This window comes from Pseudomonas sp. CK-NBRI-02 (assembly GCF_008124495.1).
GTDB classification, from domain to species: Bacteria; Pseudomonadota; Gammaproteobacteria; order Pseudomonadales; family Pseudomonadaceae; genus Aquipseudomonas; species Aquipseudomonas guariconensis.
Window position 1 is genome coordinate 1 of the sequence record NZ_VSJH01000016.1, and the last position, 20242, is coordinate 20242.

Below are 20242 nucleotides of genomic sequence, written 5' to 3' on the forward strand. Positions count from 1 at the left end.
GCACTGCTGCCATCGCTGTCGGTCGCAACGACGGTAAAGCTTTCGCTCACACTGTTGGCGCCATCGGCGTTCGGGTGCGCCTCATTGTCGGTCAGGGTGTAGCTGTAGCTAACGACGCCGGTGGCCGGGTTGTAGCCGGTCACGGTCAGGGTATTGCCCAGCGGTGTGGTGATCGATTGCGGGAAGCCCGCCACCACCCCGCCATTGACCAGGGTGATTCCCCCAACGACCAGCGTTTGCAGGCCATCGGCTGCTGTGACGGTAAAGGTCCCGCTTTGCGTCAATGCCGAGGCATCGGGGGCACTGCCGTCGTCCAGGTGCTTCTCGTGAACGGTGAGCTCGCCCCCTTTTACAGCCAGCCCATCGAGGGTAACCGGGTCGTTGAGGTTGGTGACATTGAGCACCAGCGTCGCCGTGCTACTGTCCCCGTCCGCGTCGGTCAAGGTGTAGGTGAAGTGTTCCACGCCCGAGCCGCCACCGTGCAGGTTGATGAAGTCCGGGTCGTTGGTGTTCAGCGTGTAGGTGTAGGACCCGTCCGCCGCCAGCACCAAGGTGCCATAGGTGCCGACATAGGTACCGGCGGTGATCGGCCCGGATGGCACACGGTCGGCCCCCTGCACATCGTTGCTCAGCACATTGCCGGTCAAGGTGGTCTGCTGCTCGGTCGCCACCGTGGGGTTGCTGTCGTCCAGGGCTTTGGGCGCGTCGTCGACAATGTTCACGTCGATGCTACCGCTAGCACTGCTGCCATCGCTGTCGGTCGCAACGACGGTAAAGCTTTCGCTCACACTGTTGGTGCCATCGGCGTTCGGGTGCGCCTCATTGTCGGTCAGGGTGTAGCTGTAGCTGACGACGCCGGTGGCCGGGTTGTAGCCGGTCACGGTCAGGGTATTGCCCAGCGGTGTGGTGATCGATTGCGGGAAGCCCGCCACCACCCCGCCATTGACCAGGGTGATTCCCCCAACGACCAGCGTTTGCAGGCCATCGGCTGCTGTGACGGTAAAGGTCCCGCTTTGCGTCAATGCCGAGGCATCGGGGGCACTGCCGTCGGCCAAGTGCTTCTCGTGAACGGTGAGCTCGCCCCCTTTTACAGCCAGCCCATCGAGGGTAACCGGGTCGTTGAGGTTGGTGACATTGAGCACCAGCGTCGCCGTGCTGCTGTCCCCGTCCGCGTCGGTCAAGGTGTAGGTGAAGTGCTCCACGCCCGAGCCGCCACCGTGCAGGTTGATGAAGTCCGGGTCGTTGGTGTTCAGCGTGTAGGTGTAGGACCCGTCCGCCGCCAGCACCAAGGTGCCATAGGTGCCGACATAGGTACCGGCGGTGATCGGCCCGGATGGCACACGGTCGGCCCCCTGCACATCGTTGCTCAGCACATTGCCGGTCAAGGTGGTCTGCTGCTCGGTCGCCACCGTGGGGTTGCTGTCGTCCAGGGCTTTGGGCGCGTCGTCGACGATGCGAACGTCCAGGGTGCCACTGGCCACACTTCCATTGGTGTCGCTGACATGCACCGAGAGCTGCTCGCTGACTGCCTGTGCGCCTCCGGCGGTCGCCAGGGTGTAGCTGTAGCTGACCGTACCGGTGACCGGGTCATAGCCGGTGATGGTCAGGACATTGCCCAAGGCGGTGGTCAGCGACTGGCCGACACCCGTTACCACGCCTCCGGTGACGACATTGATACCGCCGACATTGAGGTTGAACACGCCATCGGGCGCTGACACAGTGAAGCTGCCGCCCTGGGTCAAGGCACCAGGGTTACTGGCAGAACCGTGCGGCAGATGGGCCTCTTGCAGGGTCAGCTCGCCTCCGGCGACGTCCAGTCCGTGCAGGGTGACCGGATTATCGGGATCGTCTGGGCCATCGGTTACCGGTCGGCGATCATCATCGAAGCGCGTATCCCCGGCATCGGGAATCGTGAACTCAGGGATGCCATTGAACCCTGCGGTGGGGAAACCAATCACCGGGTCGACGCGCCCGGCCACCTCGGTCAGCAATACGAAGCTATGGCCACCGCCCACCGCACCGGGCGCGCCGGTGCTGCTGGGGCCTGCCGCCGTGGCCTCGGCCTCCTGGCTCGGGTCAGCACCTGCGGCAATTGCCTTTTGCAAGCGCTCGACATCACTCAAGTCAGCCTCACTGGGCGCTATCGCTTCAGGGCCCTGCACATGCTCCGCGGGGTGGGCCAACAGCTCCGGCCGCAGCTCAAGGCTGCTGTCGCGCCCCAGGGTGAGCTCGCCACCGTTATCCAGGTGCACGGCTACAGCCCCCGCGGCGCCGGTCTCGAGTTGTTCTCCGGCATACAGCCGGTCACCTTCGACCAAGACCCGACGGGTGCCGTCCTGACCGACCGCGAAGACTTGCCCGACAACCTTGCTGACCACACCAAGTGATTTAGCCATGAACCAATGCCTCCATTGCCGAGTGATTCCCGCAACGCGAGGCTTTTGGAGGAAGGAGGAATTCGCGGCGTTGACGATGCACGCAGCGATGCGTCGATAACTGCGCCAGGCCCCGATTTCACGGGGGATCAAGGCTTATGGATGATAGTCGACGATGAACCTGGCAAAACGCGATGGCAAAATGACAGATGTCAATAAAATGTCGCCAAATAACGTCCTGCCTCCCTCCCCTCGTTAGATCCCTGCCCTCTGCTGCAAGAAAAACGGGAACTTTTCTCAGAGGCCCGAAAAACAAAGCGTGTGCGCTTATTCAACGGACGACCTGAGTAGAACAATGTCCGGTATTTCTTAGAGCGCATAAGTTTTTTTTCGCATAAATCTTATGAGGAAATCTTCTTAGTTCGCCTGGTAAATGTTCTTAGCTCTGTTGTTACAAACCTGAAACGGTTTGACTCTTATTTTTCGTCATTTTTTTGGCGATTGCAGGACTTTTTCGAGACTAGGGAGATGTACTCCATGCGCGTTCTAACCCCCATCACCAGTGCAATTCTGTTGGCCATGGCATGCGCCAACTCTCAGGCGATGTCGATCACCGAGGCTGTCCAGAACGCGGTGGACCAACATCCCGAAATCAGCGCCAGCCGTAACAGCCGTTTGTCGGCTGATGAAGATGTGAAGTTCGCGCGTGGGGGCTACTACCCCAGTGTCGACCTTATTGCAGGCTATGGTCGCCAACGCTCCGACAACACCAATACCCGTGGCTTCAACCCTGATGGTTCGCGCAACCACAACAAGGAAACCCTCAGCTACACCCAGTCGGAACTGCGTCTGCGGCAGATGCTCTTCGATGGATTCAATACCGCCAACGAGGTGGGCCGTACCGAGGCAGTGGCCAACTCCCGTGCCTACTTCACCCAGGCGACGGCCGAAACAGTGGCATTGCGTGCGATCGAGGTGTACCTGGAGGTGCTCAAGCGTCGCGAACTGGTGACCCTGGCCAAGAACAACCTGCAAGCCCACCTGCGGGTCAACGACCAGATCGGGCTTCGCAGCGAACGCGGCGTGGGCAGTAATGCCGACCTGGACCAGTCCCGTGCCCGCCGGGCCTTGGCCGAAAACAACCTGGACACCGCCGAAGTCGACTTGGCCGACGCCGAGGCCAACTTCTACAGCGTGGTCGGACGCATGCCCGATGAGCTCGAAACGCCGGTCACCATCAAGGGCGAGGTGCCCACCACCCTGGAGCAGGCACGCCAGGGCATGTTGGAGAACAACCCCTACCTCAAGTCGGCCCAGGCCGACGTGAATGCCGCCGAGCAACAGTACGAAGTGGCCAAGTCGCCCTTCTACCCACGCCTGGACGCCGTGCTGGCCACCGGCGCCAACAACAACATCGCCGGCCAGCGCGGCCATGACAACAACGATTGGCAGGCCGGTGTCGAGCTCAACTACAACCTGTTCCGCGGCGGCAGCGACAAGGCGCGCCTGCAGTCGGACGCGCACAAGATCAACCAGGCCATGGACATCCGCAACAATGCCCTGCGCGAGCTCAACGAGAACCTGAGCCTCGCCTGGAACGCCATGAACAATGCGCGCAAGCAGACCCCGACCGCCCGCGAATACGCCGACACCACCCAACGGGTGCGCGCCGCCTATCAAGACCAGTTCGGCCTTGGCCAGCGCACCCTGCTCGACCTGCTCGACAGCGAAAACGAGCTGTACAACGCCAATCGTCGTTACACCGAAGTGCGCTATACCGAGGAGTTCTCCATGTATCGCGTGCTGGCGAACATGGGCGAGCTTCTGAGCAAGCAACGTATTTCGCTGCCGCCTGAGGCCATCGCCAAGACCGAAGTGCGTAACGAAGCCCGGTTGCCCGACATGCGGTAGTTCGTGCGTACTGCTGGCTGTTCATCCAGAAAGGATTGGTTTCCACCGCGGCAGGAGTAGACCATCGTGACCAGTATGCAAAGCGCGCAACCGCGCCTGGATGTTGATGATCCTTTGCTCGATGGCCTGCTGATTCTGTGCAAGCTGCACGGCTGCCCCGCCAGCCGTGCCGGTTTGTGCAGTGGCCTACCCTTGGCCGACCAGCGCCTGCCCCTTGAACTGCTGCCCCGCGCCGCTGCCCGCGCAGGGCTTCAGGCACGGGTACTGGAACGCACTCTGGCCAACATCTCGGAACTCAACCTGCCGGTTTTGTTGATGCTCAAGGACGGGCGTAGCGCCGTGCTGCAGCGCTGGGGCCATGATGGCCGGGCATTGATCCTGCCCTGTGAAGCCGAAGGTGGCGAACAATGGGTCGAACGCGAATCGCTGGAACAGGCCTATGCCGGTCAGGCGTTGTTCGCCCGCCCTCGACACACCTTGGAGAACCTGCGCACGCCCCTGATCCCGCGGGTTGACGCCTGGTTTCGCGATACCCTCAAACATTCGCGCTGGCTGTATGGCGATGCCCTCTTGGCCAGTCTGCTGATCAACCTGCTGGGGCTGATGGTGCCCTTGTTCGTCATGCAGACCTACGACCGGGTGGTGCCCAACCAGGCGCTGTCGACCCTCTGGGTACTGGTCGTCGGCCTGTTCATTGGCACGGCTTTCGAACTGGTGCTGCGCATGGTGCGCGCCCATCTGCTGGACCAGGCCGGCAAGAAGACCGATCTGATTCTCTCGGCCACCCTCTTCGAACGCATCACCGGCATGTCCATGAAGGCCCGGCCCGCCACCATCGGCGGCTTCGCCCAGAGCATTCATGACTTCCAGGGGCTGCGCGAATTCCTCACCGCCGTCACGCTCACCAGCATCATCGACCTGCCATTCGTGGTGCTGATGCTGCTGGCGATCGGCCTGCTCGGCGGCTGGCTGGTGTTGATCCCGCTGATCGCTTTTCCCGTGGCCGTGGCGTTTGCCCTGTTCATCCAGGTGCGCCTGCGCGACACCGTACAAAAAAGCCTGAGCCTGGGCTCGGTCCGCCAGGCCCTGCTGATCGAGACCCTCGGCGGGCTGGAGACGCTCAAGGCCTGCGGTGCCGAAAGCGAGCGTCAGTACCAGTGGGAACACACCAACGGCGCCATCGCCCGCCTCGATGCCCATGCCCGCAATCTGTCCTCCCTGGCCAGCAACGGCACGCTGTTCATCCAGCAGTTCTGTGGCATGGCCACCATTGTCGCCGGGGTCTACAGCATCATCGCCGGCAACCTCAGCGTCGGCGCATTGGTGGCCAGCTACATGCTCGGCAGTCGGGTCCTGGCGCCATTGGGGCAGATCGCCGGCCTGATCACCCGCTATCAGCAAGCCCAACTGACCATGCGCAGCACCGACGCCCTCATGGCCCTGCCCCAGGAGCGCCAAGCCGAGCACCAGGCCTTGGAACACACCACGCTCAAAGGTGGTCTTGCCCTCAACCACGTGAGCTTTCGCTACCCAGGACAGAGCACCCTTGCCCTGCAGGACGTGCACCTGACTCTTCAGCCCGGCGAGCGCATCGGCATCATCGGGCGCAGCGGCTCGGGCAAGAGCACACTCGCCCGCCTGCTGATGGGCTTTCATCATCCGGAAGAAGGCCAGGTGCTACTGGACAACCTCGACCTGCGCCAGCTGGACATCGCCGACCTGCGCGTGCAAATGGGCTATGTCGCCCATGACCTGCCGCTGCTGGCCGGCAGCCTGCGCGACAACCTCACCTTGGGTGCCCGCCATGTCAGCGACGCGCGCATGCTCGAGGTGGCAGAGCTGACCGGCGTCAGCGAACTGGCCCGCCTGCACCCGCAAGGCTTCGACCGCCCGGTGGGTGAGCGTGGCCAGTTGCTGTCCGGCGGCCAACGCCAGTGCGTGTTGCTGGCGCGGGCATTGCTGCTGGAGCCGCCGATCCTGATCCTCGATGAACCCACCAGCCACATGGACAACAGCAGCGAGGAGCAACTGCGTCAACGCTTGCTGGCTTGTGTTGCGGGTAAGACCGTGGTGTTGGTCACCCATCGCACGTCCCTGCTGAGCCTGGTGGACCGGCTGGTAGTGCTGGACAACGGCAAGGTCGTCGCCGACGGGCCGAAGGACGCGGTCATCGACGCCCTGCGAAAAGGCCGCATCGGTGCTGCCGTATAGGAAGCAAACAAAGCCCGCGGATTCCGCGAGCCAGACGGGAGCAGGTTTATGCAAGGTGCGTCACCGCCGCGTGGGCGGACGAGCCCGCCCACAGGCCCCGGGCAAATCCATGAGTATCGCGTGGGTCAAAGAGAGGTAGGTCATGTCCCTGAGCCAGAGCATCCGCAGCCCCCACGGCAACGACAAGCGCGCCGAACGCGACTATATGCCGGAGCTGGCCGGCGCCACCTTGCAGGATTCCCCTCGCCTGTCGCGACTGACCGTGTGGCTGACGGCCGCCCTGCTGCTCGCAGCGCTGGCCTGGGCCCACTTCGCGGTGGTCGATGAGGTCACTGTGGGCGAAGGCAAGGCCATCCCGTCGAGCAAGGTCCAAGTTGTGCAGAACCTCGAAGGCGGTATCGTCACCGAGATCTTCGTGCGCGAAGGCCAGATGGTCGACAAAGGCGCCACCCTGCTGCGCCTGGACGACACGCGGTTTCTCTCCAACAAAGGCGAAAGCGAAGCCGACCGCTATGCCCTGACAGCCCAGGTCGAGCGTTTATCGGCCGAATCCGAAGGCCGCCCGTTCAACCTTTCGGACGAAGTGCGCGCCAAGGCGCCCCAGGTGGCCGAAGACGAAACGGCCCTGTATGAGTCGCGCCAGCGCCGCCTGGCAAGCGAGAAGCAGACCCTCAACGAACAACTGCGACAGAAGACTCAGGAGCTGGCCGAATTTCGCTCCAAGGTGGACCAGTACCGCTCGGCCCTGGGCCTGCTGCAACAGGAACTGAACATGTCCACCCCGCTGGTGGGCACCGGGGCGATTTCACCGGTGGAGATCCTGCGCCTGAAGCAACGCGCCGTGGAAGCACGCGGTCAGCTCAATGCCACCAGCCTGGCGATCCCCCGGGCCGAAGCGGCCGTGGCGGAGATCAAGAGCAAGATCCAGGAGTCCGACGCCACCTTCCGCTCCGAGGCCGCCAAGGAGCTCAACGACAAACGTACGGAGCTGTCGAAGATCACCGCCACCAGCATCGCCATCGACGACCGGGTCAACCGGACGACGGTGGTTTCGCCAGTGCGCGGGATCATCAAGCTGCTCAAGGTCAATACCATTGGCGGCGTGGTACAGCCCGGCAGCGATCTGGTCGAGATCGTGCCGATCGAAGACAACCTGCTGATCGAGGCCAAGGTGCGCCCGCAGGATGTCGCCTTCCTGCACCCAGGGCAGACGGCGATGGTCAAGTTCAGCGCCTATGACTACACCATCTATGGCGGGCTCAAGGCCAAGCTCGAGCTGATCGGTGCCGATACCGTGACCGACGACAAGGGCAACGCCTTCTACCTGATCCAGGTGCGAACCGAAAAGAACCACCTGGGCGGGGACAACAAACCCTTGCTGATCATTCCGGGCATGGTGGCCACCGTGGACATCATCACCGGGCGCAAGAGTGTGCTCGATTACCTGTTGAAGCCGGTGCTCAAGGCCCGGACAGAGGCGCTGCGCGAACGCTGAACAGGCAGTTGCCAAACAGCAGGCAAAAAAAAGCCCGCCAGTGTGAGAGCGGGCATAAGGACCTACGAAGATTCTTCTAGCGACCAACTAGCTTCCACGATAGGTCGAGTAACTGTACGGCGAGATCAGCAGCGGCACGTGGTAGTGCTCTTGCTTCTCATCGATACCGAAGCGCAGGACGACCACATCCAGGAATGCGGTCTCCGGCAATTTCACGCCACGGGCGCGGTAGTAGTCACCGGCGCTGAATTGCAGCTGGTAGACACCCGTGCGGTAGTCTTCACCCTGCAGCAGCGGCGCGTCGACGCGGCCATCGCTGTTGGTCAGGGCAGTGTTCACCAGCTCCAGTTGCTGGCCTTCGACACGGTACAGCTCAACCTTGATCGAGCTGCCCGGGCAGCCGTGAGCGGCATCCAGTACGTGTGTGGTCAAACGTCCCATTTGCTTGTCGCCTCTTGTCGTATGCGTGGGCAAAAAATACACGGCAATCACCGCGCCAAGGGCCTGCGGTGTGCGGGAATGGCGCCATTAAGACACTTTCTCGATAAATTGTACACAATTTTTTGAACCCCTCTTGCACAACCCTCTCGCTCTCTCGATAAATACGGCATTCACCGCAAAGACAGGCCCCATGCCGACCTCAATGTCGTTATCTGACCGTTCAGGCAGGTTTCTTGCAACCCATTCCCAGCCGACAAAAGGGAAGAAATGCGGAAAAACAGGCTTACAAATGATTTCAGAACTTGTATACAATCACCCTCATCCGGTGGTGCGACATCCCGACGCGGTCCGCCCACCACCCGCACTAACGTACAAGAAGGAAGACTGCAGTGAGCGCTGACTACCCTCGCGACCTGATCGGTTACGGCAACAACCCACCTCACCCGCACTGGCCGGGGAACGCACGCATCGCTCTGTCCTTCGTGCTCAACTATGAAGAAGGTGGCGAACGCAACGTCCTGCACGGTGACAAGGAATCCGAAGCCTTCCTGTCCGAGATGGTTGCCGCTCAGCCTCTGCAAGGCGTGCGCAACATGAGCATGGAGTCGCTCTACGAATACGGCAGCCGCGCCGGCGTCTGGCGCCTGCTCAAGCTGTTCAAGGAAACCGGCGTTCCGCTGACCATCTTCGCCGTGGCCATGGCTGCCCAACGCCACCCCGACGTGATCCGCGCCATGGTCGAAGCCGGCCATGAGATCTGCAGCCACGGCTACCGCTGGATCGACTACCAGTACATGGATGAGCAGCAAGAGCGCGAGCACATGCTCGAGGCCATCCGCATCCTCACCGAACTGACCGGCGAGCGTCCGCTGGGCTGGTACACCGGCCGCACCGGCCCGAACACCCGCCGCCTGGTGATGGAGGAAGGTGGCTTCCTCTATGACAGCGACACCTACGACGATGACCTGCCCTACTGGGAGCCGAACAACCCGACCGGCAAGCCGCACCTGGTGATCCCCTACACCCTGGACACCAATGACATGCGCTTCACCCAGGTCCAGGGCTTCAACTGCGGCGAACAGTTCTTCCAGTACCTCAAGGACGCCTTCGACGTGCTCTACGCAGAAGGCGCCGAGGCGCCAAAGATGCTTTCGATCGGCCTGCACTGCCGCCTGGTCGGCCGCCCGGCTCGCCTGGCTGCGCTCAAGCGCTTCGTCGAATACGCCAAGAGCCATGACCAGGTCTGGTTCGCCCGCCGCGTGGACATCGCCCGCCACTGGCACGCCACCCACCCGTACAAGAACGAGAACGCCTGATGACCGCTTTCAAGACCCTCAAGCCATCGACCCTGGACCGCGACGCCTTCGTCAAGGCCTTCGCCGACATCTATGAGCACTCGCCGTGGGTTGCAGAAAAAGCCTACGACCTGGGTCAGCTGGGCGAACTGGACGAGATCGAGGCGCTGCACCAGCGCATGAGCGACATCCTGCTCAGCGCCAACCATGAGGATCAACTGGCGCTGATCAACGCTCACCCGGACCTGGCCGGCAAGGCCGCCATCCAGGGCGAGCTGACCGAATCCAGCACCAATGAACAGGCCGGCGCCGGGATCCACCAGTGCACCGCCGAAGAGTTCGCCCGTTTCACCGAACTCAACGACGCCTACAAGGCCAAGTTCAAGTTCCCGTTCATCATGGCGGTCAAAGGCAGCAACCGGCACCAGATCCTGGCCGCTTTCGAAAAGCGCATCCACAACGACGCCGATGCCGAATTCAAGGAAGCCCTGGCGCAGATCAACCTGATCGCCCTGTTCCGCCTGCTGCAACTTTAAAAGATGGTGCGATGGCCGCCCCGAGCGCGCGACACACTCGCCCCGGGGCTCGGCCCACACCCTAAACAGAACACAGAACAAAGAGATAACCGCATGCGCACTTTAGTGATCGAGCCCCTGACCAAAGAAGCCTTCGCCCCTTTCGGTGACGTGATCGAAACCGACGGCAGCGACCACTTCATGATCAACAACGGTTCGACCATGCGCTTCCACAAGCTCGCCACGGTCGAAACCGCCGAGCCCGAGGACAAAGCGATCATCAGCATCTTCCGCGCCGATGCCCTGGAGATGCCACTGACCGTACGCATGCTGGAACGCCATCCGCTGGGCAGCCAGGCTTTCATCCCGCTGCTCGGCAACCCCTTTCTGATCGTGGTCGCGCCAGTTGGCGATGCACCTGTATCAGGCTTGGTCCGTGCCTTCCGCAGTAATGGCAGGCAGGGCGTTAATTACCATCGCGGCGTCTGGCACCACCCGGTGCTGACGATCGAAAAGCGGGATGATTTCCTGGTGGTTGATCGCAGTGGTTCCGGCAACAACTGCGACGAGCATTACTTCACCGAGGATCAGATGCTGATCCTCAATCCCCACCAATAAGAAAAGGTCGGTCATCGTCTCGGTGATCGGCAAGAGGTACATACTGTGGAAGCACACCTTCACGAATGGCTGAACCTGAGCATTCGCTGGGTTCACATGATCACCGGTATCGCCTGGATCGGTGCATCGTTCTACTTCGTCTGGCTGGAAAACAACCTGAACCGGAGCAATCCGCGCGAAGGTCTGTCGGGTGACCTCTGGGCCATCCACGGCGGTGGTATCTACCACCTTGAGAAGTACAAGCTCGCACCGCCGAAGATGCCGGAGAACCTGCACTGGTTCAAATGGGAAGCCTATTTCACCTGGATGTCCGGTATCGCCCTGCTCTGCGTGGTGTTCTACTGGAACCCGAGCCTCTACCTGCTGGCACCGGGCAGCACCTTGAGCGGTGCCGAAGGCGTGGCCATCGGTATCGGCTCGCTGGTCGCCTCCTGGTTCATCTACGACTTCCTGTGCGATTCGCCCCTGGGCAAACGCCCTGCCCTGCTCGGCGCCGTCCTGTTCGTGCTGATCATCGCGGCCTGCTTCGGCTTCAGCCTGGTGTTCAGCGGTCGTGGTGCGTACCTGCACACCGGCGCGATCATCGGCACCATCATGGTCGGCAACGTGTTCCGCATCATCATGCCGGCCCAGCGCCAGCTGGTGGCCGCCATCGAGAAGAACGAAACCCCTGATCCGGTCCTGCCGGCCAAGGGTCTGCTGCGTTCGCGCCACAACAACTACTTCACCTTGCCGGTGCTGTTCATCATGATCAGCAACCACTTCCCGAGCACCTATGGCAGCCAGTACAACTGGCTGATCCTGGCCGGGATCGCAGTGGCTGCGGTACTGATCCGTCACTACTTCAACACCCGTCACGAAAGCAACAAATACGCCTGGACCCTGCCTGTCGGCGCCCTGGCGATGATCTGCCTGGCCTACGTGACAGGTCCGAAGCCGATGCCGACCGCACCTGAGCAAGCCGCGGCGAAGGTCGAGTACCAACCGCTGCCAGCGACTGCCATCGGTGGCAAGACCGCTGCCGAGCAACGTGCCGAAGACGCCGCCAAGGCTGCCCAGGCACCTGCCGCCCCGGCCGAAGCTCCTGCCCAGGCAACCGCCCAGGCCGCCCCGGGTGGGTTCGAGAAGATCCACACGGTCATCCAGGAACGCTGCACCGTGTGCCACTCGGCCAAGCCGACCAGCCCGCTGTTCAGCGCTGCGCCCGCCGGCGTGATGTTCGACACTCCGCAGCAGATCCAGGCTCAGGCCGCGCGCATTCAGGCGCAGGCTGTCGCCAGCCAGATCATGCCGCTGGGCAACATCACCCAGATGACCCAGGAAGAACGCAACATGGTCGGTGCCTGGATCGCCAAAGGCGCTCCGGTCAACTGATCGAAGCTGCAAGCTTCAAACCTCAAGCTGTAAGTAGTAGGTAACAAGCAAGCATCGAGCCCTGAGCCTCAAGCGGGAACCCCAAGCTTTTTTAAAGCTTGCCGCTTGAAGCTCGCGGCTTGGATCCGAGAATAAAAACAAAACTCGAGGTGCTGCATGTCCGAGTCCCGCAAGGCGTACATCCCCGTTGCGCCCCCACGACAGCCTCTGCCCCTGTTCCAACTGATCCTGGTGGGTCTGCAACATGTACTGCTGATGTACGGAGGTGCGATTGCCGTGCCTTTGATCATCGGCCAGGCCGCCGGACTGTCTCGTGAAGAAGTCGCTTTCCTGATCAACGCCGACCTGCTGGTCGCTGGCGTTGCCACCATGGTCCAATCGTTCGGTATCGGTCCCGTCGGCATTCGCATGCCGGTGATGATGGGTGCCAGCTTCGCTGCCGTCGGCAGCATGGTCGCCATGGCCGGCATGCCCGGCGTAGGCCTGCAGGGGATCTTCGGCGCGACCATCGCCGCCGGGTTCTTCGGCATGCTGATCGCCCCGTTCATGTCCAAGGTCGTGCGGTTCTTCCCGCCGCTGGTCACCGGTACCGTCATCACCTCGATCGGCCTCTCGCTGTTCCCGGTTGCGGTCAACTGGGCCGGTGGCGGTCATGAAGCCGATACCTTCGGCTCGCCGATCTACCTGCTGGTCGCAGGCCTGGTGCTGGCTGTGATCCTGCTGATCAACCGCTTCATGCGGGGGTTCTGGGTCAACGTCTCGGTGCTGGTCGGCATGGGCCTGGGCTACGTCCTGGCCGGTTCGATCGGCATGGTGGACCTTTCCGGTCTGTCCGAGGCACCGTGGCTGCAAGTGGTGACCCCACTGCACTTCGGCATGCCGACCTTCAGCCTGGCTCCGATCCTGTCCATGTGCCTGGTGGTGGTGATCATCTTCGTCGAGTCCACCGGCATGTTCCTTGCGCTGGGCAAGGTCACCGACCGTGAAGTCACCCCTGGCATGCTGCGTCGTGGCCTGATGTGCGACGCCGGTGCATCGTTCGTTGCAGGTTTCTTCAACACCTTCACCCACTCCTCCTTCGCCCAGAACATCGGTCTGGTGCAGATGACCGGGGTACGCTGCCGCTACGTCACCATCGTCGCCGGCGCCCTGCTCATCCTGCTCAGCCTGCTGCCGAAGGCGGCCTTCCTGATCGCCTCGATCCCGCCCGCTGTACTGGGTGGCGCGTCCATCGCCATGTTCGGCATGGTCACGGCCACAGGGATCAAGATCCTTCAGGAAGCGGACATCTCCGACCGCCGCAACCAGCTGCTGGTCGCAGTCAGCGTGGGCTTTGGCCTGATCCCTGTGGTCCGTCCGGAGTTCTTCGCGCAGATGCCGCACTGGATGGAACCCATCACCCACAGTGGTATCGCCATGGCAACGGTCAGCGCCTTGGTGCTGAACCTGCTGTTCAACATCCTGGGTGGCGCCGAGCGCGCCGTGCATAACGCAGCCCACCAGCATTGAGCCAAGGGCGGCAATCCTGCCGCCCTGCTCTTTCATGCAGTAACCGCAACACCGGTGACCCACGCACGTGGGTCGCAGGGGGCGCGCTTGCGCGTCACAAACCACAAACAAGAACAAGAACCGGGAATCTCAACATGAAACGCATCACTTCGTCCCTGTTGCTGGGCAGCAGCCTGCTGGCCACCCTCCCCGCTGTCGCGGGCGACTTGTTGGAGTGGCACGGCGAAAGCCTGACCTACCTGTACGGCAAGGACTTCAAGGTCAACCCAGGCATTCAGCAGACGGTGACGTTCGAACACGCCAACCGGTGGAAGTACGGCGACACCTTCCTGTTCATCGACAAGACCTTCTACAACGGCCAGGCCGATGCCAGCAAAGGCCCTACCACCTACTATGGCGAATTCAGCCCTCGCCTGTCGCTGGGCCGGATCTTCGACCGCAACCTCTCGTTCGGCCCGGTCAAGGACGTGCTGATCGCCATGACCTACGAGCGCGGTGAAGGTGACAACGAAGCCTATCTGATCGGTCCTGGCTTTGCCCTGAACGTGCCGGGCTTCAACTACTTCAACCTGAACTTCTATGTACGTAATACCGAAGGCAGCCGCCCGGGTGATAACGTCTGGCAGATCACGCCTAACTGGTCCTACACCATCCCCGTGGGCAAGTCCGACATCCTCATTGATGGCTACATCGACTGGGTGGTGGACAACGACGAGACCCGTCGTGGTACCTACCACGCTAACTTGCAGTTCAACCCACAGGTCAAATACGACCTGGGCAAGGCGCTCAACTGGGGCGCCAAGCAGCTGTATGTGGGTATCGAATACAGCTACTGGAAAGACAAGTACGGCATCGACAACAGTGGCAACATCGACAGCAATCAGAGCGTCACCAGTGCCCTGGTGAAAGTGCACTTCTAAAAGTTGACTCGCAGTTCAGGTTTTATGCCATAGTTACTCCCGGACGGAGTACTTGAGGCCGGGCGCGCAAGTGGGTAATCTGCGCGCCCCCTCGATCAGGGCAGGAAGGATCCTGCCCGCGTTTACTGACCGCTCAGTCAATGAATTAGGGCGGTTGGCCAACGTGTTGCCAGCCTGAAACACCCATTTCATCCGTTCAGAACGTAGTCGAGCAGGATGGTTGTGACCAACCGGAAATGTTGGCGCAGCTCTTGCCCATTAGCTGTGGCCAATCGAAAAAAACTGACTCAAAAGACAAAAAATGCGCCTCAAGAGCGCTGACAACAGATCCACTCAAGGGAGCGACCTGCGCAATGCGTACCATCAACAGCCTGATTCTTGCCGGCGGCCTGCTGGCTTCCGGTGCCAGCTTCGCCGGCGATCTGCTGCAATGGCAGAACAACAGCCTCACCTACCTGTGGGGCAAGAACTTCAAGGTGAACCCTGAAACCCAACAGACCGTCACCTTCGAACATGCCGACGGGTGGAAGTACGGCGATAACTTCATCTTCGTCGACAAGATCTTCTATCAAGGCAAGAAAGACGCGAACAACGGCCCCAACACCTACTACGGCGAGATCAGCCCGCGTCTGTCGTTCGGCAAGATCTTCGACCAGAAGCTCGAGTTCGGCCCGATCAAGGACGTGCTGCTGGCCATGACCTATGAGTTCGGCGAGGGCGACACCGAGTCCTACCTGATCGGTCCCGGCTTCGACCTGGCCATCCCAGGCTTTGACTACTTCCAGCTGAACTTCTACCAGCGCACTACCGACGGCAGCCGTCCGGGTGACAACGTCTGGCAGATCACCCCGGTCTGGTCCTACACCATTCCCGTAGGTTCGTCGGACATCCTCATCGACGGCTTCATGGACTGGGTCGTGGACAACGACGAGAACCGCCGTGGCGACTACCACGCGAACCTGCACTTCAATCCGCAGGTCAAGTACGACCTGGGCAAGGCGCTGAAGGTGGGCGAGAAGCAGTTGTACGTAGGTATCGAGTACGACTACTGGAAGAACAAGTACGGCATCAAAGACAGCGATGGCTTCACCACCGATCAGAACACCATGAGCTTCCTGCTCAAGTATCACTTCTGATCTGAGTGGAGGGGCTGCTGCGCGGCCCAGTCGCAACAAGGCCGTTCCTCACAGGCGTGGGAACGGCCTTGTGCCGTCACGAACTGGGCTGCGGCCCTCGCTAGCGAGCGGGCCGCAGCGCCCGCCAAACCTTGCCCAGCACGCCCACCAGCGCCAGCACCACACCGCCAGCCACCACACCGGCCACGCCATTGAGCAAGCCGCCGGTCAGCGACCCGCCCCGCCCTTCGCTGAATGCCTCGATGGCGTGATGCAGCGGCTCGATGCCATGCACCAGGATGCCCCCACCGACCAGGAACATCGCCGCGGTGCCGATCACCGAGAGGCTTTTCATCATGTACGGCGCAGCCCGCAGGATGCCATTGCCCACGGCGCGGGCCAGGCTGGACGTCTTGGTCGTCATCCACAAGCCCAGGTCGTCGAGCTTGACGATGCCGCCCACCAAGCCGTAAACGCCGATGGTCATCACCACGGCGATGCCCGAGAGCACGACGATCTGCTGCGTCAGCGGCGAATCGGCGACGATGCCCAGGGTGATGGCGATGATTTCCGCCGAGAGGATGAAGTCGGTGCGCACTGCCCCCTTGATCTTGTCCTTCTCATAGGCCACCAGGTCGATGTTCGGATCGGCCAGGGCCTCGTTGCGCGCGTTGTGCTGCGCCTGGTCTTCGTCCTTGCTGTGCAGAAACTTGTGCGCCAGCTTCTCGAAGCCCTCGAAACACAGGTAGGCGCCACCGAGCATCAGCAAGGGTGTCACCGCCCAAGGGATGAACGCACTGATCAGCAACGCCGCCGGCACCAGGATCGCTTTATTCACCAGCGAGCCCTTGGCCACCGCCCACACCACCGGGATCTCGCGATCTGCACGCACCCCGGTGACCTGCTGGGCGTTGAGCGCCAGGTCGTCGCCCAGCACCCCTGCGGTCTTCTTCGCCGCGACCTTGGTCATCACCGAAACGTCGTCGAGCACCGTGGCGATATCGTCGATCAGTACCAGTAGACTGCTTCCTGCCATGATTGCCTGCATCCCGTGGATTGAGTGGGTCGATTCTAGCCGAAAGAGGCCGCCTTGAGCGCCCGACAAGGCGGGTGCTACCATGCCGAACCCTCTTTTAGAGGTGGCCAGACAAAGGAAGATTCCCGACATGAGCACCATTCGCGAGCGCAACAAGGAGCTGATCCTGCGCGCGGCCAGCGAAGAATTCGCCGACAAGGGCTTCGCCGCCACCAAGACCAGCGACATCGCCGCCAAGGCCGGCCTGCCCAAGCCGAACGTCTATTACTATTTCAAATCCAAGGAAAACCTCTACCGCGAGGTCCTTGAAAGCATCATCGCGCCGATCATGCAGGCCTCCACGCCGTTCAACCCCGACGGCGACCCCAAGGAAGTGCTCAGCGGCTACATCCGCTCTAAGATCCGCATCTCCCGCGACCTACCCCATGCCTCGAAGGTGTTCGCCAGCGAGATCATGCACGGTGCCCCGCACCTCTCGCCCAACCAGGTGCAGCAGCTCAACGATCAGGCGCGGCATAACATCGAATGCATCCAGCACTGGATCGAGCGCAAGCAGATCGCCCCGGTCGACCCGCATCACCTGATGTTCAGCATCTGGGCCGCGACGCAGACCTATGCCGATTTCGACTGGCAGATCTCCGTGGTCACCGGCAAGCCCAAGCTGGCCGACAGTGACTATGACGCAGCGGCCGAGACCATCATCCGGCTGGTGCTCAAAGGCTGCGAGCCCGAAGCCGCCTGACCCGATTGCGGGCTGCGATGCAGCCCTTTCGCGACAAAAAGCCGCACGCAGCTCGCGTCATGCCCCTGCGACAAAAGGCCGCTCCCCAGGCACAAAGCCCCCCTTACGAGGGCAGCGATGAACCTAGGGAGCGGCCTTTTTTCGCGACAGGGGCGCGAAGCGGCCCCTGGATTAAACACTTATGCAGCTACGCCAGCATCGGCCTTCAGCCCCGCCTCCTCGATCGCACTGATCGCGCATTGCTCGTCGATATCCGACGTATCCCCGCTGATCCCTACCGCACCCAGCACCTTGCCCGCCTGATCACGAATCAGCACACCACCAGGCGCCGGTACCACCGGGCTTTCGCCCAAGCCATTGAGCGCGGCGAAGAATGCCGGGCGTTGCTGCGCATCCAGCGCCAGCAGGCGCGAGCCCTTGCCCAGAGCGACAGCCCCCCAGGCCTTGCCCATGGCAACCTGCGGACGCAGCAGGCTGGCGCCATCTTCGCGCTGCAGCGCCAGCAGGTGCCCGCCAGCGTCCAGTACCGCCACCGTCAAGGGAGCGGCGTTGATCTTGCGACCCGCTGACAGCGCGGCGTTCACCAGGCTGACGGCGACTTTGAGGGTCAATGCGTTCATGGAAAGGTCCTCTTCTTGTTGTGAGAAGCCCTAAGGGCAGTTGAAAACCGGATAGAGACAATAGAACACAACGGCGAGATTTTTTGTATACAATAATTTTAGACGATCGTGCACGATCAGACGAAACGCCGTTTTCACAGGCTTCCCGACGAAAGCCACTTCCGCTGATTAAAATGGATTGACCTAAAGCGTCGAGCGTGAATACACTCTGTCGCAAAGCAAGTTGTATACAATTACAAAATCGATGAGGCACAAACCATGAGCAAAATGAGAGCAATCGATGCAGCCGTTCTGGTCATGCGCCGTGAAGGTGTAGATACCGCGTTCGGCATCCCGGGGGCTGCTATCAACCCGCTGTACTCGGCCCTGAAGAAAGTCGGTGGCATCGATCACGTCCTCGCTCGCCACGTCGAAGGCGCTTCCCACATGGCCGAGGGTTACACCCGCGCCAACCCGGGCAACATCGGTGTGTGCATCGGCACCTCCGGCCCTGCCGGTACCGACATGGTGACCGGTCTGTACAGCGCTTCGGCCGACTCCATCCCAATTCTCTGCATCACCGGCCAAGCGCCTCGTGCTCGTCTGCACAAGGAAGACTTCCAGGCCGTTGACATCACCAATATCGTCAAGCCAGTCACCAAGTGGGCCACCACCGTTCTGGAGCCAGGCCAGGTGCCTTACGCCTTCCAGAAAGCCTTTTACGAAATGCGCACCGGCCGTCCAGGCCCTGTGCTGATCGACCTGCCGTTCGACGTGCAGATGGCCGAAATCGAATTCGACATCGACGCCTACCAGCCACTGCCAGTCCACAAGCCAGCCGCCAGCCGCGTCCAGGCTGAAAAAGCCCTGGCCATGCTCAACGAAGCCGAGCGTCCGCTGATCGTTTCCGGCGGTGGCGTGATCAACGCCGATGCCAGCGAGAAATTGGTCGAGTTCGCCGAACTGACCGGCGTACCGGTCATCCCGACCCTGATGGGCTGGGGCACCATTCCTGACGATCACCCGCAGATGGTCGGCATGGTCGGCCTGCAGACTTCGCACCGCTACGGCAACGCCACCCTGCTCAAATCCGACCTGGTGTTCGGTATCGGTAACCGTTGGGCCAACCGTCACACCGGTTCCGTCGACGTCTACACCGAAGGCCGCAAGTTCGTTCACGTGGACATCGAGCCGACCCAGATCGGTCGCGTTTTCACCCCGGACCTGGGCATCGTCTCTGACGCTGGCGCCGCACTGGATGCCTTCCTGGAAGTGGCCCGCGAGTGGAAAGCCGCCGGCAAGCTCAAGTGCCGTCGCGAGTGGCTGGAAGATTGCCAGCAGCGCAAGTCGAGCCTGCAGCGCAAGACCCACTTCGACAACGTGCCGGTCAAGCCGCAGCGCGTCTACGAAGAAATGAACCAGGTCTTCGGCAAGGACACCTGCTACGTCAGCACCATCGGTCTGTCGCAGATCGCCGGTGCCCAGTTCCTGCACGTGTACAAGCCGCGTCACTGGATCAACTGCGGCCAGGCCGGCCCGCTGGGCTGGACCATCCCGGCTGCCCTGGGTGTGGTCAAGGCAGACCCTTCGCGCAAAGTCGTCGCGCTGTCCGGTGACTACGACTTCCAGTTCATGATCGAAGAGCTGGCGGTAGGCGCCCAGTTCAACCTGCCGTACGTCCACGTGCTGGTGAACAACGCCTACCTGGGCCTGATCCGCCAGGCGCAGCGTGGCTTCGACATGGATTACTGTGTACAACTGGCGTTCGAGAACATCAACGCCACCGAAGCGGGCAGCTACGGCGTCGATCACGTGGCCGTGGTCGAAGGCCTGGGCTGCAAGGCACTGCGCGTGTTCGAACCGGCTGAAATCGCCCCTGCCCTGCTCAAGGCGCAGAAGATGGCCGAAGAGTTCCGCGTGCCGGTGGTGGTCGAGGTGATCCTCGAGCGCGTGACCAACATTTCCATGGGTACCGAAATCAACGCGGTCAACGAGTTCGAAGACCTCGCCCTGGTCGGCAACGACGCGCCTACCGCGATCTCGCTGCTGGACTGACCGCCTGACGCCCCCGCGCCGGCTGTGCCGG

At 61.7% G+C, this 20242-nt stretch carries 16 protein-coding genes; 12 read left to right on the forward strand and 4 right to left on the reverse strand.

The window, feature by feature from the left end:
* On the reverse strand, positions 1–2396 hold a 2396-nt coding region (locus tag DQ397_RS13205), incomplete at its 3' end, for a retention module-containing protein (protein WP_148921566.1).
* 516 nt (positions 2397–2912) lie between these two features.
* Here DQ397_RS13205 and DQ397_RS13210 point away from each other — a divergent pair.
* The 3 genes from DQ397_RS13210 to DQ397_RS13220 all read left to right on the forward strand — a co-directional run bounded on the left by DQ397_RS13210 (position 2913) and on the right by DQ397_RS13220 (position 7992).
* Entirely contained in the window at positions 2913–4286 is a 1374-nt protein-coding gene (locus DQ397_RS13210) for a TolC family outer membrane protein (protein ID WP_043214842.1), read from the forward strand.
* Between the two features lie 75 nt (positions 4287–4361).
* A complete protein-coding gene (locus DQ397_RS13215; RefSeq protein WP_148921568.1) occupies positions 4362–6497 on the forward strand; it encodes a type I secretion system permease/ATPase in 2136 nt (711 codons plus the stop codon).
* A 142-nt stretch (positions 6498–6639) separates the two neighbouring features.
* Positions 6640–7992: an HlyD family type I secretion periplasmic adaptor subunit gene (locus DQ397_RS13220; RefSeq protein WP_043214847.1), complete on the forward strand. Its 1353-nt coding sequence runs from the start codon at positions 6640–6642 to the stop codon at positions 7990–7992.
* Between the two features lie 87 nt (positions 7993–8079).
* Here the strand turns inward: DQ397_RS13220 and uraH are convergent, their stop codons facing one another.
* Complete coding sequence (uraH, locus tag DQ397_RS13225) at positions 8080–8433, reverse strand: hydroxyisourate hydrolase (RefSeq protein WP_043214849.1); 354 nt, start codon at positions 8431–8433, stop codon at positions 8080–8082.
* 389 nt (positions 8434–8822) lie between these two features.
* On the opposite strand from uraH, the gene puuE reads away from it, so the two are divergent.
* The 7 genes from puuE to DQ397_RS13260 all read left to right on the forward strand — a co-directional run bounded on the left by puuE (position 8823) and on the right by DQ397_RS13260 (position 15800).
* Entirely contained in the window at positions 8823–9749 is a 927-nt protein-coding gene (gene puuE, locus DQ397_RS13230; RefSeq protein WP_043214851.1) for an allantoinase PuuE, read from the forward strand.
* Entirely contained in the window at positions 9749–10264 is a 516-nt protein-coding gene (uraD, locus tag DQ397_RS13235; RefSeq protein WP_043214853.1) for a 2-oxo-4-hydroxy-4-carboxy-5-ureidoimidazoline decarboxylase, read from the forward strand. Before puuE ends, uraD begins: the two co-directional genes overlap by 1 nt.
* 93 nt (positions 10265–10357) lie before the next feature.
* On the forward strand, positions 10358–10861 hold the full coding sequence (locus DQ397_RS13240; RefSeq protein ID WP_043214855.1) for an ureidoglycolate lyase: 504 nt from the start codon (positions 10358–10360) through the stop codon (positions 10859–10861).
* A 45-nt stretch (positions 10862–10906) separates the two neighbouring features.
* A complete protein-coding gene (locus DQ397_RS13245; RefSeq protein WP_043214857.1) occupies positions 10907–12235 on the forward strand; it encodes a urate hydroxylase PuuD in 1329 nt (442 codons plus the stop codon).
* A gap of 156 nt (positions 12236–12391) precedes the next feature.
* Positions 12392–13744, forward strand: coding sequence for a nucleobase:cation symporter-2 family protein (locus DQ397_RS13250; RefSeq protein WP_043214859.1), 1353 nt, complete (start codon positions 12392–12394; stop codon positions 13742–13744).
* A 134-nt stretch (positions 13745–13878) separates the two neighbouring features.
* A complete protein-coding gene (locus DQ397_RS13255) occupies positions 13879–14664 on the forward strand; it encodes an outer membrane protein OmpK (RefSeq protein ID WP_043214861.1) in 786 nt (261 codons plus the stop codon).
* Between the two features lie 353 nt (positions 14665–15017).
* Positions 15018–15800 (forward strand): outer membrane protein OmpK, encoded by a 783-nt coding sequence (locus DQ397_RS13260; protein WP_043214863.1) that lies wholly within the window; start codon positions 15018–15020, stop codon positions 15798–15800.
* 100 nt (positions 15801–15900) lie between these two features.
* Here DQ397_RS13260 and DQ397_RS13265 read toward each other — a convergent pair whose 3' ends face one another.
* On the reverse strand, positions 15901–16815 hold the full coding sequence (locus tag DQ397_RS13265) for a DUF808 domain-containing protein (RefSeq protein ID WP_043214878.1): 915 nt from the start codon (positions 16813–16815) through the stop codon (positions 15901–15903).
* A 130-nt stretch (positions 16816–16945) separates the two neighbouring features.
* On the opposite strand from DQ397_RS13265, the gene DQ397_RS13270 reads away from it, so the two are divergent.
* Positions 16946–17557 carry a TetR/AcrR family transcriptional regulator gene (locus DQ397_RS13270; protein WP_043214865.1) on the forward strand — a complete coding sequence of 204 codons (612 nt, stop codon included), beginning with the start codon at positions 16946–16948 and terminating at the stop codon, positions 17555–17557.
* A gap of 179 nt (positions 17558–17736) precedes the next feature.
* On the opposite strand, the gene DQ397_RS13275 is transcribed toward DQ397_RS13270, so the two are convergent.
* Entirely contained in the window at positions 17737–18177 is a 441-nt protein-coding gene (locus DQ397_RS13275) for a heme-binding protein (RefSeq protein ID WP_043214867.1), read from the reverse strand.
* Positions 18178–18435: 258 nt separating this feature from the next.
* On the opposite strand from DQ397_RS13275, the gene gcl reads away from it, so the two are divergent.
* Complete coding sequence (gcl, locus tag DQ397_RS13280; RefSeq protein ID WP_043214870.1) at positions 18436–20211, forward strand: glyoxylate carboligase; 1776 nt, start codon at positions 18436–18438, stop codon at positions 20209–20211.
* Positions 20212–20242: the final 31 nt, after the last annotated feature.

Bases quoted from the DNA above. Each gene is read 5' to 3' on its own strand.
- DQ397_RS13210 (WP_043214842.1), top strand. From the start codon at position 2,913: ATGCGCGTTCTAACCCCCATCACCAGTGCAATTCTGTTGGCCATGGCA.
- DQ397_RS13215 (WP_148921568.1), top strand. From the start codon at position 4,362: ATGCAAAGCGCGCAACCGCGCCTGGATGTTGATGATCCTTTGCTCGAT.
- DQ397_RS13220 (WP_043214847.1), top strand. From the start codon at position 6,640: ATGTCCCTGAGCCAGAGCATCCGCAGCCCCCACGGCAACGACAAGCGC.
- uraH (WP_043214849.1), bottom strand. From the start codon at position 8,433: ATGGGACGTTTGACCACACACGTACTGGATGCCGCTCACGGCTGCCCG.
- uraD (WP_043214853.1), top strand. From the start codon at position 9,749: ATGACCGCTTTCAAGACCCTCAAGCCATCGACCCTGGACCGCGACGCC.
- DQ397_RS13240 (WP_043214855.1), top strand. From the start codon at position 10,358: ATGCGCACTTTAGTGATCGAGCCCCTGACCAAAGAAGCCTTCGCCCCT.
- DQ397_RS13250 (WP_043214859.1), top strand. From the start codon at position 12,392: ATGTCCGAGTCCCGCAAGGCGTACATCCCCGTTGCGCCCCCACGACAG.
- DQ397_RS13255 (WP_043214861.1), top strand. From the start codon at position 13,879: ATGAAACGCATCACTTCGTCCCTGTTGCTGGGCAGCAGCCTGCTGGCC.
- DQ397_RS13260 (WP_043214863.1), top strand. From the start codon at position 15,018: ATGCGTACCATCAACAGCCTGATTCTTGCCGGCGGCCTGCTGGCTTCC.
- DQ397_RS13265 (WP_043214878.1), bottom strand. From the start codon at position 16,815: ATGGCAGGAAGCAGTCTACTGGTACTGATCGACGATATCGCCACGGTG.
- DQ397_RS13270 (WP_043214865.1), top strand. From the start codon at position 16,946: ATGAGCACCATTCGCGAGCGCAACAAGGAGCTGATCCTGCGCGCGGCC.
- DQ397_RS13275 (WP_043214867.1), bottom strand. From the start codon at position 18,177: ATGAACGCATTGACCCTCAAAGTCGCCGTCAGCCTGGTGAACGCCGCG.
- gcl (WP_043214870.1), top strand. From the start codon at position 18,436: ATGAGCAAAATGAGAGCAATCGATGCAGCCGTTCTGGTCATGCGCCGT.